Origin of the sequence: Moorella naiadis (nom. illeg.) (assembly GCF_051020825.1) — a bacterium.
GTDB lineage: Bacteria > Bacillota > DSM-521 > Neomoorellales > Neomoorellaceae > Neomoorella > Neomoorella naiadis.
On record NZ_JAXGFQ010000011.1, the window covers coordinates 70,034 to 85,134 of the forward strand.

The 15,101-nt window shown below is 56.0% G+C and carries 14 protein-coding genes; all 14 read left to right on the top strand.

Annotation, left to right across the window (positions count from 1 at the left end; genetic code table 11):
• The first annotated feature begins 58 nt into the window (after positions 1 to 58).
• The 14 genes from SDD30_RS09010 (at position 59) to SDD30_RS09075 (ending at position 15,098) form a co-directional block, all read left to right on the top strand.
• Positions 59 to 1,051 (top strand): xanthine dehydrogenase family protein molybdopterin-binding subunit, encoded by a 993-nt coding sequence (locus SDD30_RS09010; protein WP_434074591.1) that lies wholly within the window; start codon positions 59 to 61, stop codon positions 1,049 to 1,051.
• Positions 1,048 to 2,373 carry a 5'-deoxyadenosine deaminase gene (locus SDD30_RS09015; protein WP_434074592.1) on the top strand — a complete coding sequence of 442 codons (1,326 nt, stop codon included), beginning with the start codon at positions 1,048 to 1,050 and terminating at the stop codon, positions 2,371 to 2,373. Before SDD30_RS09010 ends, SDD30_RS09015 begins: the two co-directional genes overlap by 4 nt.
• A 224-nt stretch (positions 2,374 to 2,597) precedes the next feature.
• Positions 2,598 to 3,398 (top strand): DeoR/GlpR family DNA-binding transcription regulator, encoded by an 801-nt coding sequence (locus SDD30_RS09020; RefSeq protein WP_434074593.1) that lies wholly within the window; start codon positions 2,598 to 2,600, stop codon positions 3,396 to 3,398.
• Entirely contained in the window at positions 3,398 to 4,327 is a 930-nt protein-coding gene (locus SDD30_RS09025) for a glycyl-radical enzyme activating protein (protein ID WP_434074594.1), read from the top strand. Before SDD30_RS09020 ends, SDD30_RS09025 begins: the two co-directional genes overlap by 1 nt.
• A gap of 151 nt (positions 4,328 to 4,478) precedes the next feature.
• Positions 4,479 to 6,725, top strand: a complete 2,247-nt coding sequence (locus SDD30_RS09030) for a pyruvate formate lyase family protein (protein ID WP_434074595.1) — start codon at positions 4,479 to 4,481, stop codon at positions 6,723 to 6,725.
• Between the two features lie 164 nt (positions 6,726 to 6,889).
• Complete coding sequence (locus SDD30_RS09035) at positions 6,890 to 7,657, top strand: DeoR/GlpR family DNA-binding transcription regulator (RefSeq protein ID WP_434074596.1); 768 nt, start codon at positions 6,890 to 6,892, stop codon at positions 7,655 to 7,657.
• Between the two features lie 143 nt (positions 7,658 to 7,800).
• Positions 7,801 to 8,769, top strand: coding sequence for a 1-phosphofructokinase family hexose kinase (locus SDD30_RS09040; RefSeq protein ID WP_434074597.1), 969 nt, complete (start codon positions 7,801 to 7,803; stop codon positions 8,767 to 8,769).
• 97 nt (positions 8,770 to 8,866) lie between these two features.
• Positions 8,867 to 8,992, top strand: coding sequence for a hypothetical protein (locus tag SDD30_RS09045; RefSeq protein ID WP_434074598.1), 126 nt, complete (start codon positions 8,867 to 8,869; stop codon positions 8,990 to 8,992).
• Entirely contained in the window at positions 8,980 to 9,921 is a 942-nt protein-coding gene (locus tag SDD30_RS09050; RefSeq protein WP_434074599.1) for a carbohydrate kinase family protein, read from the top strand. The genes SDD30_RS09045 and SDD30_RS09050 overlap by 13 nt, the downstream gene beginning before the upstream one ends.
• Positions 9,922 to 10,125: 204 nt before the next feature.
• Positions 10,126 to 11,229 (top strand): type I phosphomannose isomerase catalytic subunit, encoded by a 1,104-nt coding sequence (locus SDD30_RS09055; protein WP_434074600.1) that lies wholly within the window; start codon positions 10,126 to 10,128, stop codon positions 11,227 to 11,229.
• Positions 11,230 to 11,381: 152 nt separating this feature from the next.
• The gene (locus SDD30_RS09060; protein WP_434074601.1) at positions 11,382 to 12,404 is read left to right on the top strand and encodes an ABC transporter substrate-binding protein; all 1,023 of its coding nucleotides are present in this window, start codon (positions 11,382 to 11,384) and stop codon (positions 12,402 to 12,404) included.
• 74 nt (positions 12,405 to 12,478) lie between these two features.
• Positions 12,479 to 13,237 (top strand): ATP-binding cassette domain-containing protein, encoded by a 759-nt coding sequence (locus SDD30_RS09065; protein WP_434074602.1) that lies wholly within the window; start codon positions 12,479 to 12,481, stop codon positions 13,235 to 13,237.
• A gap of 15 nt (positions 13,238 to 13,252) precedes the next feature.
• Positions 13,253 to 14,275, top strand: coding sequence for an ABC transporter permease (locus SDD30_RS09070; protein WP_434074603.1), 1,023 nt, complete (start codon positions 13,253 to 13,255; stop codon positions 14,273 to 14,275).
• Between the two features lie 97 nt (positions 14,276 to 14,372).
• Positions 14,373 to 15,098 (top strand): SDR family NAD(P)-dependent oxidoreductase, encoded by a 726-nt coding sequence (locus SDD30_RS09075; protein WP_434074604.1) that lies wholly within the window; start codon positions 14,373 to 14,375, stop codon positions 15,096 to 15,098.
• Positions 15,099 to 15,101: the final 3 nt, after the last annotated feature.

Below are 15,101 nucleotides of genomic sequence, written 5' to 3' on the forward strand. Positions count from 1 at the left end.
CCCTGCCAGGCGCGGCACTTAGCCAAACTTATGCCTATTGAGTTTGGAGGTATGCAGTATGAAAAAACGCGGCACCGGCATGGCCTGCTTCTTCTACGGCACCGGTTATGGCAACGGGTTCCCTGATGTTTCCACGGCCACCGTCGAGATTCACGACGACGGCACGGCCACTATTCACACCGGGGCGGTGGACTGCGGTCAGGGTTCGAATACCGTCCTGGCCCAGATTGCCGCCGCCGAACTTGGTGTTCCCTACACCTGGGTAACGGTGATTAGTGCCGACACCGATACCACCCCCGATGCCGGCACTACGGCGGCCACCCGCCAGACCTACGCCTCCGGCAACGCCGTCCAAATGGCCTGTCGCCAGGCCCGGGAAACCCTTTTCGAGTACACCCGTACCCTGCTGGGGGTCAACACCGTCGCCGGCCTGGTGGCCAGGGAAGGAGTAATTTACGTTAAAAGCTACCCGGCAAAGCAGATCCCTTATCCCGATGCTGCCACCCGAGCCCGCCTGGCCGGCTATCGCCTGGTAGGGCAGGGGAGCTTCGTCACCCACACTACGGCCGTCGACCGGGAGACCGGCCAGGGGGCGCCGTACTGGCCCTATGCCTTCGGTACCCAGATCGCCGAAGTAGAAGTAGATACGGAAACAGGCCAGGTCCAGGTCCTGAAGCTGGTGGCCGCCCACGATGTCGGCCGGGCCGTCAACCGGCAGGGAGTGGAAGGGCAAATCGCCGGCGGCATCGGCCAGGGCGTCGGTATGGCCCTGCTGGAAAAGGTGCACCTGCAAGAGGGGCGGATTGTCAATAACTCCTTTTCCACCTACCTGATCCCTACCACTATGGATATGCCCGAGGTGGAACCCCTGATTGTCGAATCTTATGAACCCACCGGTCCCTTCGGCGCCAAGGGAGTAGGGGAACCGGCCACTATCCCTACCGTCCCGGCCGTCATCAACGCTATCCACAACGCTGTGGGCGTCCGCATTACCGAGCTGCCCGTCACGCCGGAAAAAATCCTGGCCGGGCTAAAGGAGAAGAAAGTATGAGCATCCTCATTAAAAACGGCATCCTGGTGACCATGAACCCCCGGCGGGAGGTACTCCAGGGTGACATCTACATCGAAAACGACCGCATCGCCGCCATCGGCCGGGCACCAGCCACCGCCGACCGGGTCATCGACGCCAGGGGCCAGCTGGTGATCCCCGGCCTCATCCAGCCCCATATCCACCTCTGCCAGGCCCTCTTCCGCGGCCGCGCCGACGACCTGGAGCTCCTGGACTGGCTGCGCCTGCGCATCTGGCCCCTGGAGGGCGCCCACGACGCCGAATCGATTTATTACTCCGCCCTCCTGGGCATCGGCGAGCTCTTCCTTAGCGGCACCACCACCATCGTCGACATGGAGAGCGTCCACCATACCGGCGCCGCCATCGAGGCCATCGCCCAAAGCGGCATCCGCGCCCTGACCGGCAAGGTGATGATGGACTATGGCGACGACGTCCCGGCGAGCCTCAAGGAGACCACGGCGGCCTCGTTAAAAGAAAGCGTCGAACTGCTGGAGAAATGGCACGGCTACGACCACGGCCGCATCCAGTACGCCTTTGAACCCCGTTTCGTAGTTTCCTGCACGGAAGAGTTATTGCAGGCGGTCCGGGACCTGGCCCGCCGGTACGGCGTCAAGGTCCATACCCACGCCTCGGAAAACCGGGGGGAGTGCGAACTGGTGGAGAAACTCCACGGCCGGCGCAACGTCCTTTACCTGGACGACATCGGCCTCACCGGGCCGGACCTCATCCTGGTCCACTGCATCTGGCTTAACGAAGCAGAGCAGGAGGTCCTGGCTCGCACCGGCACCAGGGTCGTCCATTGCCCCTCCTCCAATTTAAAGCTGGCCTCCGGCATCTGCCCGGTACCGGAGCTCCTGGAGCGGGGGACGGTAGTCTCCCTGGCGGCCGACGGCGCCCCCAACGCCAACAACCTGGACGCCTTTATGGAGATGCGCCTGGCGGCCCTGATCCAGAAACCCCGCCACGGGCCGACATCCATGCCGGCGCCCCTGGTCTTTGAGCTGGCCACCCTGGGCGGCGCCCGGGCTATGGGCCTGGAGCAGGAAATCGGCAGCCTGGAGGTAGGGAAGAAGGCCGACCTGGCCCTGGTCTCCCTGGAGGGCCTGCACACCCAGCCGGCAGATGGCGTCAACGTCTACACCCAGCTGGTCTACCAGGCTAAAGGCTCAGACGTCACCCTGACCATGGTTGACGGTAAAATCGTCATGGAAAAGGGCGAATTGAAGACTATTGATGCCGCAGAGGTCCGGCAAAAAGCCAACGCAGCCGTCCAACGCGTCGCCCGCCGGGCCGGGCTGGCCTGATTTCCTAAGGGAACATAACATCGGTTTCGTTACAACCCTGATAGCCCTGCCCGACAACGTGCAGGGCTTATTCGATGTCATTCCAGCGCGCAGGCAATGATCGGTTATTGATCGCCTATATATAATTATTGATAAATATTTTATCACAATCAGCAGGAAAATCGCCTCCTTTAACGAATATAAACGAATATAATAGATCAAAAAATAATCGGGGAGCAGCAACAATGTTAACCCAAGAACGGCATCAAACGATCGTCGAATTGGTCAAGAAGAATAAATTCATCAAAACCGGCGACCTGGCCGCCGCCCTGGGCGTGGCTGAGGTGACCATCCGCCGCGACCTACGCCTGCTGGCCGAGCGGGGTATCTTACAAAAGGTTTATGGCGGGGTAACTACCGTCGATGACGGTGGCGGCATCGAGCTTCCCTTAAGCAACCGCCGCGCCGAGCACCAGGCCGAAAAACGGGCCATCGGCCGGGCCGCCATGGAGCTTATCGCCGACGATACCGCCATCGCCCTCGATGCCGGCACCACTACTATTGAGTTAGCACGCTTATTACCGGCGCGAAAAAACCTCACTGTTGTTACCCATTCCCTGGATATCGCCCTGGAGCTCATGGACAATCCTAATCTTAACCTCATCCTGACCGGCGGGGTGGTGCGCTCCCGGACCCACGCTTTGATCGGCCCCCTGGCCGAAGGCGCCCTGGCCCGCTTTAAAGTGCAAAAAAGCTTTGTCGCCGTGAGCGGTATTGATCTGGAAGGAGGTCTCTCGGTGACCAATCTCCTGGAGATTCCCCTTAAGCAGCGCCTGCTGGCCGCCGGAGAAGAGGTCATCATCCTGGCCGATTCCTCCAAAATCGGCAAAACCTCCTTTGCCCATCTGGCGTCCCTTGATCAAGCCCACCGTTTAATTACCGATGCCGGCATTCACCCGGAACACCGGCAGCAGTTAGAAGCCAGGGGTATTACAATTACTATTGCGCCGCCAGAATTACTCCCGGCTGGAGGAGGCTGGGTTTGATGGCAGCCGCAATCCGGGGGCGCATCCTCGATATCCAGCGCTTCTCCGTCCAGGATGGCCCCGGCATCCGTACAACCGTCTTTTTACAGGGTTGCCCCTTGACCTGCCCCTGGTGCCACAACCCGGAGTCCCAGGAAGCCCGGGCGCAACCGGCTTACTACCGGGAAAAATGTCTCCTCTGCGGCAAATGCATCGCAGCCTGTCCCTACCAGGCCCTGGCCATGAACGCAGCCGGCACGGCCATTGAGCGCAACCGGGAACGTTGCCGCCGCTGCGGCAGGTGCGCTGAGGCCTGCCCGGCGGGAGCCATGGCCAGCATCGGCCGGGAAATCACCATCGCCGAACTATTACCCCTTCTCGAGCGTGACCGCCCCTTTTACCGCCGTTCCGACGGCGGAGTGACCATCTCCGGCGGCGAACCCCTGGCCCAGCCCGATTTTACTCTGGCCCTGGCCCGGGCCTGCCAGGATGCCGGCCTGCATGTAGCCCTGGATACCAGCGGTTATGGTGCGCCGGGCGTTTTAGGCCGCCTGCTACCGTATTTGGATCTAGTCCTGTTTGATTTGAAGCTCAGTGAGACTAGAGAACATCAGGCCCTCCTGGGGGCGAGCCAGGAACCCGTCCTGGCCAGCGGCCGCCTCCTGGCCGCCAGCCGGGTGCCGGTGTGGCTGCGGGTGCCGGTTATCCCGGGTTATACCGACGGCGCAACCAACCAGCGCGGCCTGGCCCGCCTGGTCAAAGAGCTGGGGCTGGCTCCACGGGCGGAGCGTATTGAGCTTTTGCCTTACCACCGCCTGGGGGAAGGAAAGTACCGCGCCCTCGGCCGGGAATATGCCCTGCAGGGGACCGAACCCCCGGAGCCGGCAACAATGGCCGCCATCCAGGCCCTCTGGCGGGAAGAAGGTTTAGACGCTCATATCGCCCGGTAGGCCTAAAACAGGTTGCTCCATCCCCCGTCAATACTGTAATGAGCAATGTACGCGTCCAATTCCCACGAGGGCCTTCTCCGGAAAAATTTAGGGCGACCCTGATAGTTATCATCACTCGTACAGAAAAACCTTACTTCTGGAGGGAACAAATATGGATCCCCGTATTGAGCTCCTCAAAGCCAGAGCCCTGGCCGTCGACCGGCCTGTGTCCTGGATCACCCTGGAGCAAATTAAGGCCCGCGCCCGCCGGGAAACTGAAGTTGCCGGCCTGCCGCCGGCCCTGGCCAGCGCCGCCGTATTTAAAGCCATCATGCAGGAATTACCCATAGACATCGGGCCGGATGATTGCCTGGTCGGATCCCAGGAAGCCGGCTTCCGGCCTACTTATGAATTGTACAAAGGCCTGGACGACCCGGAGGATATTCCCGCCGATGTCCAGGACCACCTGTCTGCCGATCCCTACGACCGCCAGGCGGCCGCCCTGTTGACCGAGGCCGAGCGCTGGGCCCAGGAAGAAGCCCTGTGCATCGGCAAGAGGGTGCTGGGCCACATGGTACCTGATTTTACCCGCGTCCTGGGCCGGGGCCTGCTGGGCTTGCAAGAGGAAATTGCCGGCCAAAAAAACGCTACTGGTAACCAGGAAAAACAGCTTTATTACCAGAGTATGGCAGAAACCCTCACCGCCGTCATCCTGCTGGCCCACCGTTACCGCGACCTGGCCTTAAAGCTGGCGCAAGTAGAAACCGTTCCCCGGCGGCGGGCCGAATTAGAAACCATCGCCGGCATTTGCGAGCGGGTGCCGGCCCGGCCGGCCCGGACTTTCCGGGAAGCCCTGCAAGCGGTGTGGCTGGTCTGGCAGGCCATGGTCCTGGAACAGGCCCCCAATGCCTATGCCTTTTCCCTCGGCCGCCTGGACCAGTTTCTTTATCCCTACTACCAGGCGGATATCAGCAGCGGCCGCCTGAGCCGGGCGGAAGCCCTGGCCCTGCTGGAAGAATTCTGGCTCAAGTTCGTCGTCGGCAGCAGTTGCTGGGCTGTTTCCCAGAACATCCTAGTAGGGGGCCAGAAGGCCGACGGCAGCGATGCCGCCAATGAACTTACTGAACTCTGCCTGGAGGCCACCGCCGAGCTCAGGACTCCCCAGCCTTCCCTTGCCTTCCGCTATCACCCGGGTTGTCGGGCGGAGTTATTTTACAAGGTCTGCGAACTAATGAAACTAGGACTGGGGATACCATCTATTCACAATGATACCAGCGTCATCGCAGCCATGACTGCCGTCGGCATCCCCCTGGAGGCGGCGCGGGATTACGCCATCGCCGGTTGCCAGGAGTTTGTGGTACCCGGCCAGGAAAACGCCCGCACCACCGGCGGCAAGTTCAACCTCCTAAAATGTCTGGAACTGGCTTTAAATGACGGTGTCTCGGCCTTTAGCGGCCGCCGCCTGGGACCGGCCACGGGTAAACTTACGGCCATGACATCCTTTGATGAATTAATGGCCGCCTTCCAAACCCAGGTAGAAAGCGCCATCGATTTAATGGTAGCGGCCCACAACAAGACCGACCGCCTGCTGGCGGAGATGCGCCCCACACCGTTCCTGTCCTGTCTTTACGATGATTGTATAACCACGGGCCGGGATGTTCGCGCTGACGGCGCCTGCTACAACTTCACCGGCGTCCTCACCCACGGGCTGGGTAGCACCGTGGACGCCCTGATGGCTGTGAAAAAACTGGTGTTCGACACCGGGCAAGTAAGCCCGGCCGCTTTACGCCAGGCCCTGGATGCCGATTTTGCCGGTCATGAAGATCTGCGGCAACTGTTAATCAACGGCGCCCCCAAATACGGGAACGATATTGACGAAGTGGATAAACTGGCGGCCGCCATCGTTGCCTGGTTCACTACAACCCTGGCCCGCCGCCAAAACGCCTGGGGCGGTATCTTTAAAGCCGGTTTCAATACTCCCTCCAGCCATGTACTTTACGGCCGCTACGTGGCGGCCACCCCCGATGGCCGCCGGAAGGGCGAGCCCATGTCCTACGGCACCGGCCCCTACCAGGGCCGCAATCAAAATGGTCCCACAGCAACCCTGCGCTCGGTCACCAGCTTCCCCCATCGCCTGGCGACTAACGGGACCGATTTGAGCCTCTCCCTGCAGCCCGACACCATCAAAGGTCGGGAGGGCACGGAAAAGCTGGCGGCCCTCCTGCAAACCTACTGCGACCTGGGCGGGCACCATATCATGTTAAATATTGTCGATGTCGAAACCCTCAGGGCGGCCCAGCGCCGGCCGGAACTCTACCGCCATCTGGTGGTGCGGGTGCACGGTTTCAGCACCTACTTTATCGCCCTCGACCCGGCCATCCAGGAAGACGTAATCACCCGGGTGGCTAGCGGCCTGTGACCGGTACGGCTGGTGAGGCCAGCCGATTACCTGCCACCGCAAATGAACTTCCCTCGAAGTTGTTCACTACCGGTTTAAAAAATATATTTTATATATTGACACCAAGTAAAGCCAATGTTATGATTGTAATTGGTTGGGATACAGTGCGGAAGGGATTTGGAAAAATGTTGCCTAATTCTTTGACCGCCGAACGTCGCAACAAGCTGGCCCAGATCCTGGTAGCCGAAGGCAGCGTACGCATCGGCGAAGTGGCCAAAATGTTTGCCGTATCTACCGAAACTATCCGCAAAGACCTTATTTACCTGGAAAAAAAAGGCATCGCCCGGAAAAGCCACGGCGGCGCCGTGGCCACCAGCGAATTCTTGGAACGGCCTTTTGCTTCCAAATCATTGGAAAATATTGAAGCTAAAAATAAAATCGCCCAGGCGGCAGTGAAACTGATACCGGAAAACGGTGTGATCATCCTCGACTCCGGCAGTACCACCCTCAGCATCGCCAAACTCCTCTCCCTCAAAAAGGGGCTTACAGTAATAACCAATTCGGTCAGCGCCGCCCAGGTCCTGGCAGGCAGCGAGATTAAGCTCCACCTGACAGGCGGCGAAGTCCGGGGCATCAGCATGGCCCTGGCCGGTTTGTGGACCATCAACTCTTTAAGCGTCATCAAAGCTGATATCGCCTTCCTCGGTTCCAGCGGTTTCGAGTCCCATAACGGTCCCTGTGCCGAGTCCTTCGCCGAAGCCGAAACCAAAAAGGCCATGGTAAAAAGCTGTAAAAAGGCTGTCGTGGTCAGCGACAGCAGCAAGTTTAAAAGCGACGCCCTGATTGAATACGCCACCTGGGAAGAGATTGCGATCTTAATCACCGATGCCGGCGCCCCGCCGGAAAAAGTGGCCGAATTACGCCGTATGACCGAAGTGATTATTACCGATTAGGCACCCATGCCGCCGGCGACAGCAGCTGGAAGTAAGGGGGCGATAAATAAAGAAAAAGCCGCTGTCGGGGCGCAAACCTTGATTATCTGAACATATCCTCTCGGAGATACAACTCATCACAAATATAGGGTGAACTGGTCATCATGATACTAACCGTCACTTTGAACCCGTGCATTGACAAAACCCTGACCCTGGAATATTACACCCCCGGTACCGGCAACCGGGTGCAACAGGTGGAGGCCATCGCCGGCGGTAAAGGGATTAACGTCGCCCGCATGGCCCGCAACCTGGGAGCGGAAGTGCTGGCTCTCTGTATCCTGGGCGGCACCGCGGGGATCGAAATCGGCAACCTCCTGGCCCGGGACCGCATCCCCTACCACGGGGTTATCATCCAGGAACGCAGCCGCGAAATTACTACCGTGCGTGAAACCCTGGCGGAACGCCAGACGGTCTTCTTTGAGCCCGGTCCTGCCCTTAACGCGACCGAACGTGACGCCCTGCTGGCCGCCTACCGAAAATTCCTGCCGGCCAGCCAGTTAGTTGTCCTGGGCGGGGCCATACCCAACAGCAGTTGTGTGGGCCTTTACCCGGCCATGATTGCCCTGGCCCGGGAGCAGGGGAAAAGAGTAATCCTGGACTCCCACGGCACCGGTTTAAAAGAAGGGATTGCCGCCCGGCCCTATATGGTCAAGCCCAACCAGGAAGAGGCGGCGGAAATCCTGGGCCGGCCGGTGAAAAATGAGGCCGACATCCAGACAGCAGCCCAGCATTTTTTAGCCCGGGGTATCGCCGTAGTGGTCATCAGCCTGGGCAAAGCAGGGGCGCTGCTGGTAACAGAAAACCTAGCCCTGCGGGCTTACCCACCCCATATCAAAGAAATTAACCCGGTGGGCTCTGGCGATTCCCTGGTAGCCGGGCTGGCGGTGGGTATTTTGAAAGGTTATTCCTGGGAGGAGTCCTTGCGCCTGGGCGTTGCCGCCGGGGCCGCCAACGCGGCCATGTGGACTGCCAGCAGCTGCACCAGGGAGCAGGTGGAAGCCCTCCTGCCGGCCGTAAAAATAACCCCGGTGAGCCCGGCCGTATCTGCGGTAACGGCAACCAGAGCTGATTAACTGTCCCTAAGGTGCAACTCAACCGGCGTGAGCAATTTCGTGTACCCGGGCAGAGTGATATTCCACAAAATAGCTATAGTAACGGAGGTACCGGCACATGAATTCCTACGAACGGGCAGCCGCCACTTTGCAGGGGGAAATCCCCGACCGCGTTCCCACTCAGACCGTCCAGAAATACGGCAGGTACAACAGGGAAACAGGTGAGCTTTTATGGCCGCAGTAACTTGCCTGGGCGTCCTGGTGGCCGACCTGGTGGCCCGCCCGGTAACCGCTTACCCGGAGAGGGGGAAATTGGTCCAGGTTGACGAGATACGCCTGGCCACCGGCGGCGGCGCCGCCAATACCGCTGTTGTCCTGCAAAAGCTGGGCGTACCGACAGCGATCATCGGCCGGGTGGGGGCCGATGATCTGGGTGATTTTGTGATGGCTTCCCTGGCCGGCAAAGGCGTGGACGTTAGCGGTATCCACCGTGATGATGAAAAAAGTACCGGCAGCAGTATCGTTTTAACCGCCCCAGATGGGGAACGCAGCTTCATCAGCAAGCTGGGAGCCAATGCCGCCGTCTGCGCTGAAGATATCGACTGGCCGCAGCTGGGTAATTCCCAAATACTCCACATCGGCTACGCTATGGTGCTGCCGTCCTTTGACGGCGCGCCGGCGGCGGCCGTGCTGCAAAAAACGAAGGAAATGGGAATCACCACCAGTGTGGATACGGGCTGGGATCCCAGCGGCCGCTGGTGGGAAAGCCTGGCACCCTATTTGCCCTACACTGATATCTTCTTACCCAGCCTGGCGGAAGCGGAAATGCTAACGGGCAAGCAGGACTACCGGGAAATGGCCCGGGTGTTCCTGGAGGCCGGGGCCGGGGTTGTAGCCCTGAAGCTGGGCGAGCAGGGGAGTTATATCTGCACCCGGGCAACCGAATTCCTGGTGCCGCCCTTTAACGTGGCCTGCGTCGACGCCACCGGAGCCGGCGACGCCTTTGCGGCCGGCTTCCTGGCCGGGTGGCTTAAAGGTTTATCCCTGGAAGAAACCGCCCGCCTGGCCAACGCCACCGGCGCCCTGGCCACCACGGCCGTCGGCGCCACCGCCGGGGTGACCGGCTGGGAGCAGGTCCAGGCTCTGGCCCGAAATAGCAAAATGACGAATTAGCGGCATCGATATCTCATTTCGCCTATAGAAGATCTAACTTGGCGCTGTTTCGGAAAAGTCACCTATGGCGGCACATCGCCGCCAGCGAAGGGGAGAAATGCGAGGTAAGCAGGCTTCAATCTGAGATCGGCGCAGCCGGTTTCTACGGGCATCTCACATCAAACCTCCCATTTCCCACATCTCACTTTGGAGGAGGCCGGTGCTGTGCTTTATCCCCTGAAATTTCACCCGCACCTGCGCTTTTATCCCTTCGGCGGTTATAAGATCGCCCGGATGTTTCCCAAAGAGGATATACCCGCCGACCGGCCCGTGGCCGAAAGCTGGGAGATCAGTGCCTGCCCGGGCGCGGAAGCTGTTATCAAAAATGGCCCCCTGGCCGGACTTAATCTGCAGGAAGCCGTAGATAAGCTCCAGGCCGACCTGGTGGGCGCCGGCGTCTGGGAACGCTACGGCAACTACTTTCCCCTGTTGATCAAATTCCTGGATGCGGCCAAAGATTTACCGCCCCAGGTTCACCCCGACGACGAATACGCCGCACGGGCCAACCTGCCCTACCGGGGCAAAACGGAAGCCTGGTACATCCACCAGGCTGATCCCGGGGCTTATGTCTGGTGCGGCAGCAAGCCGGGCCTGACCCGGGAGGAATTCCGGAATCTCATCGCTAGCGGCGCCACCTTTGCTCCGATGAAGAAGTTAACTACCCGGCCTGGGGAAACTTACTTCATTCCCGCCGGCCGCCTGCACGCCATCGGCGCCGGCAACTTTATCGTCGAAGTGCAACAGAACAGCGACGCCGTCTTCGTCTGGGACTGGCTGGACTGGGAGGTAGATGACGAGCACCGGAAAAGCGACATCGAACACAGCCTGGCGGCGGCCCTTATTGAAGATGGGGAGCCGGAAAACATAACGCCCGTTACCATCCAGCGCGGCAACAATATACAGGAATACCTGTGCGCCTGCCATTACTTTGCCATGGAGAGGCTAACCATCCATGAGCCTTGGCAGCAGCCCGGCGACCCCCGGCGCTTTGAAGCCTTAGTGCCGGTGGCCGGTAAGGGACGCCTGATCTACGGACCGGACGACAGGGCAGAGGCAGTTCAGGCAGGCGAAGCCCTGCTCCTGCCGGCCAAACTCGGACCATGGTTGATCGAGCCCGAGGGCAAATTACAACTCATCCGCGCCATAGTACCTGTCGATCTTCAGAAGGATCTGGTTGAACCACTACGTGCAAAAGGTATTAATAGGCCAGCTATTATAGCTCTGGGAGGTTATGGTAAAGGGAATGATTTGCATGCTTTAATAGGATAGTCCAAATCCCAGGAGGGAAAATGGTAAAGAAGCCTGCTAAAAAAGGGGGGAGGTATAATCAAATAAAAACAGGGGGGTGGTTGTAAGTAACGCATTGTAAAGTCATTAACTGTGTATTTCCAATTTATTTCCAAAGGAGGTTATGGTTTATCATGAGGAAAATTTATTTAGTAGGTGCGATATTATTATTGGCCCTGGGTGTATTCCTGGCGGGCTGCGGTAGTCAAAAGCAGAGTGCGCCTTCAGACACTGGGAAGACTAGTCAGTCAGTTGAAAACAACAAACAACAGGAAAAGAAAACTTATACCATTGCCTTCGTTCCTGGTATTACAACTGATGCTTTCTATATCAGCATGAAAAAAGGTGCTGAAAATGCCGCGAAGGAGCTGGGCGTAAACTTAATATGGCAGGGGCCGGCGCAGTGGGATTATACAAAACAGGTACCCATCGTAGAGAGTTTTTTAAGCAAGAAACCGGATTTTATGATCATCGCACCATGCAGTACCGATGCTTTGATAGAACCTTTAAAGAAGGTTAAAGAGGCTGGCATTCCAATTATTACAGTAGATACAAACATTAAAGATGAAAGTCTTATTATAGCTAATGTTACGTCAGATAATAAGCAGGGTGGGCAGGCGGCTGCGGATGCCCTGGCCAAATTAATAGGCGGCGAAGGGGAAGTAGCTTTGATAAATACTATCCCCGGAGTTACTACTACCGATGATCGCCAGAATGGATTTCTTGAACAGATCCAGTCCAAATATCCGAAAATTAAAGTTGTCAGTAAGCAGTATTGTAATGATCAGCAAAACACTGCTGCAGCACAAATTCAAAACATAGTCCTCGCTAACCCCAACTTGAAGGGCGTTTTCGCCACTAACGTAGTATCGAGCCTGGGCGTGGTGCAGGGACTGAAGGCTAAGAATTTAATTGGCAAAATCAAGGTAGTTGAATATGATGCAGGCCCATCGCAGGTAGAATCTCTAAAGACTGGGGAGGTGCAGGCTCTTATAGCCCAGAAGCCCTATGCCGAAGGTTACCAATCAGTAAAAATGGCTGTGGATTATCTGAACGGCAAAAAGGACCTGGAAAAACACGTTTTGTTACCAGCCGTTATTGCCACCCAGGAGAATATGAATGATCCTGAAGTCAATAAATGGTTCTACAAAGAATAATTTTTGCTTATCATAAAAGGAGAGGGGCGGGAAATCACCCGCCCCTCCCTGAAAAAGTTATAGGAGATATGCCCATGGAAGCGAAACAGGTAATCAAGGCCACAAACATCAAGAAATACTTTGGCAGTGTCAGGGCTCTGGAGGGTGCCAATATTGAGGTATACCCCGGTGAAGTAGTAGGCTTGCTTGGTGATAACGGCGCCGGTAAATCAACCTTGGTAAATATTCTTTCCGGGGTTTACCGTCCTGATGGCGGTGAGTTGTACCTTGATGGACAAAAGGTTGAATTTGACAATCCCCTGGAAGCCCGGAAAAGAGGGATAGAAACTGTTTATCAAGAACTTGCTTTAGCTCCCCATCTGGATATAGTAACTAATATATTTCTGGGGCGAGAAGAAATCAGGCCAGATCTGTGGGGACGTTTAGGCTTTTTAGATAGAAAATCCATGCGAGAAAAAGCTTTACAAGATCTAGACAAACTGCGGATAACAATAAAATCTGTGGAGCAAAGAATCAACCAACTATCCGGCGGCCAGCGCCAGGCAGTAGCGGTAGCCAGGGCTGTCTCATGGGGTACCAAATTGATTATCATGGATGAACCTACGGCTGCCCTTGGCGTGGAAGAATCCCTAAAAGTGCTGGAGTTAATTAAAGAGATTAAAAACCACAGGATACCGATTATCTTAATCACCCATACTATACCCTATGCTTTTAAAGTTTGCGATAGACTTGTGATAATGCGGTTGGGGCGTACTATTGCCAATCTGAAAATAAGTGAAACTACCATAGATGATGTTATTGCCTGGATAACAGGCTCCAAAATTTCGGCATAATCTGGAGAGATTAAAATGATGGATAAGGTATCAGTAACTAACAAAAATGGCTCTAACTATATGTCAAACCCTATATCAACGAATCGTTTATTGAATAAAATTGGAGATCTCTGGACCCTTGGTGTCCTGCTGCTAATTGTCATTATATTTGCCTGCATTGAGCAAAACTTTTTCACCAGCGCTTACTGGCTCAGTACCTTTGTCTATCTTTCCGAAATGTTGCTCCTGGCTGTAGGTGAAACCTTCGTGATAATCACTGGAGGCATTGATCTTTCCTTGGGGGCAATAGAAGGTTTTGTATGTGTAATAACAGCTTTGTTTATCAAAGCTTTAATACCCGTCGTTGGAGTAACTCCGGCCATAGTTCTAGGTATACTGCTTGGCCTGCTAATTGGTATCTTTGTCGGGTGGGTAAACGGCTTAATAATTACCAAGATGAGAATAACTCCTTTTATAACTACCCTGGCTATGATGGGTATTTTAACTGGTTTCACTTTCATCTTTTCCGGGGGTACTGATGTTATAGGGTTACCTTCAGAAATGACAAAGGTGGGCAACTTTGTTACCCTGGGCATCTTGGGTTTCCCGGTTATCGTTAGTTGGTTTATTACTATCGTTTTATATTTAGTATTAAGCCAGACAAGATTCGGTGTGCATACCTATGCCATCGGCAGTAATGTGGAAGCAGCCCGTAAAGCTGGTATAAACGTTAATCGCCATTTGATAAAAATATATACTTTGGCTGGCTCTCTGGCAGCGATATCGGGCATTTTAATACTATTGCGGTATGGCACCGCTTCACCACTGACCGGATCTAATATAGTCCTCAATGCTGTGGCAGCAGTAGTGATTGGCGGCACCAGCCTCATGGGAGGCACTGGTAACCTGTTGAATTCGTTTATTGGGGCTACAATTATAGCGGTGTTAATTACCGGTCTGGTATTGATAAACGTGGAACCTTTCTGGCAGATGGTTGCCATAGGGGTTATTATCATTATTGCTGTTTATATCGATCAGATCCGAGTTAAAAATAAATGAGATTTTTACCCACGAAACCTCATTCTAAGGGCCTAAGGCGGTATGGGATAAACCGTCCTTATATTTTTCCAGTACAGTTAAATGGGAGGCCACAGCCATGCTATTATTAAAAGGAAAAACCGCCCTCGTTACGGGGGCGAGCCGGGGGATAGGGCGGGCCATTGTCCTGGCGCTGGCTAAAAACGGGGTAAACCTGGCCCTGAACAGCCGGTCGATGGATAACCTCAAGGACGTGGCCCAGGAAGCAGCCTCCCACGGCGTCGATGTTTTATTATGCCCGGCCGACCTTGCCGAGGCCGCAACGCCGGCGCAAATTATCAAGCGTGTGGTCAAGTATTTCGGTGGCCTTGATATTCTGATTAATAACGCCGGCGTGGCCATCCAAAAGCCCCTTGCTGATACATCGATAGATGAGTGGGACTTGCTCCTGGCGGTCAATGCCCGCGCCCCTTTCCTTTTGTGCCGGGAGGCCATTCCTTACCTGCAAAAATCGGAGGCAGCTACCATTATTAACATTGCCTCAGTAGTAGGTACTAAAGGGTATATCAACCAGGGGGCCTATACCGCTGCCAAACACGCGCTCATGGGCATGACCAAGGTTCTGGCCCAGGAGCTTTACGAAGCTGACATCAGGGTGCATGTCATATCACCCGGGGGCGTGGCAACAGATATGGTTGCCAAGATGAGGCCTGACCTGGAGGCAGCAAGCTTGATAGCACCGGAAGAAATTGCCGCTATCGTTTTGTTCTTGTTGACCCACAGGGGCAATGCCGTGATCGACGAAATTAATGTACGCCGCGCTTCCAACCGGCCGTGGAGGTAATAT

What these genes read in the sequence shown, in the direction of transcription:
- SDD30_RS09060 (WP_434074601.1), top strand. Translation starts at nt 11,382, where the DNA reads ATGAGGAAAATTTATTTAGTAGGTGCGATATTATTATTGGCCCTGGGT.
- SDD30_RS09040 (WP_434074597.1), top strand. Translation starts at nt 7,801, where the DNA reads ATGATACTAACCGTCACTTTGAACCCGTGCATTGACAAAACCCTGACC.
- SDD30_RS09020 (WP_434074593.1), top strand. Translation starts at nt 2,598, where the DNA reads ATGTTAACCCAAGAACGGCATCAAACGATCGTCGAATTGGTCAAGAAG.
- SDD30_RS09030 (WP_434074595.1), top strand. Translation starts at nt 4,479, where the DNA reads ATGGATCCCCGTATTGAGCTCCTCAAAGCCAGAGCCCTGGCCGTCGAC.
- SDD30_RS09075 (WP_434074604.1), top strand. Translation starts at nt 14,373, where the DNA reads ATGCTATTATTAAAAGGAAAAACCGCCCTCGTTACGGGGGCGAGCCGG.
- SDD30_RS09010 (WP_434074591.1), top strand. Translation starts at nt 59, where the DNA reads ATGAAAAAACGCGGCACCGGCATGGCCTGCTTCTTCTACGGCACCGGT.
- SDD30_RS09035 (WP_434074596.1), top strand. Translation starts at nt 6,890, where the DNA reads ATGTTGCCTAATTCTTTGACCGCCGAACGTCGCAACAAGCTGGCCCAG.
- SDD30_RS09070 (WP_434074603.1), top strand. Translation starts at nt 13,253, where the DNA reads ATGATGGATAAGGTATCAGTAACTAACAAAAATGGCTCTAACTATATG.
- SDD30_RS09050 (WP_434074599.1), top strand. Translation starts at nt 8,980, where the DNA reads ATGGCCGCAGTAACTTGCCTGGGCGTCCTGGTGGCCGACCTGGTGGCC.
- SDD30_RS09015 (WP_434074592.1), top strand. Translation starts at nt 1,048, where the DNA reads ATGAGCATCCTCATTAAAAACGGCATCCTGGTGACCATGAACCCCCGG.
- SDD30_RS09045 (WP_434074598.1), top strand. Translation starts at nt 8,867, where the DNA reads ATGAATTCCTACGAACGGGCAGCCGCCACTTTGCAGGGGGAAATCCCC.
- SDD30_RS09065 (WP_434074602.1), top strand. Translation starts at nt 12,479, where the DNA reads ATGGAAGCGAAACAGGTAATCAAGGCCACAAACATCAAGAAATACTTT.
- SDD30_RS09025 (WP_434074594.1), top strand. Translation starts at nt 3,398, where the DNA reads ATGGCAGCCGCAATCCGGGGGCGCATCCTCGATATCCAGCGCTTCTCC.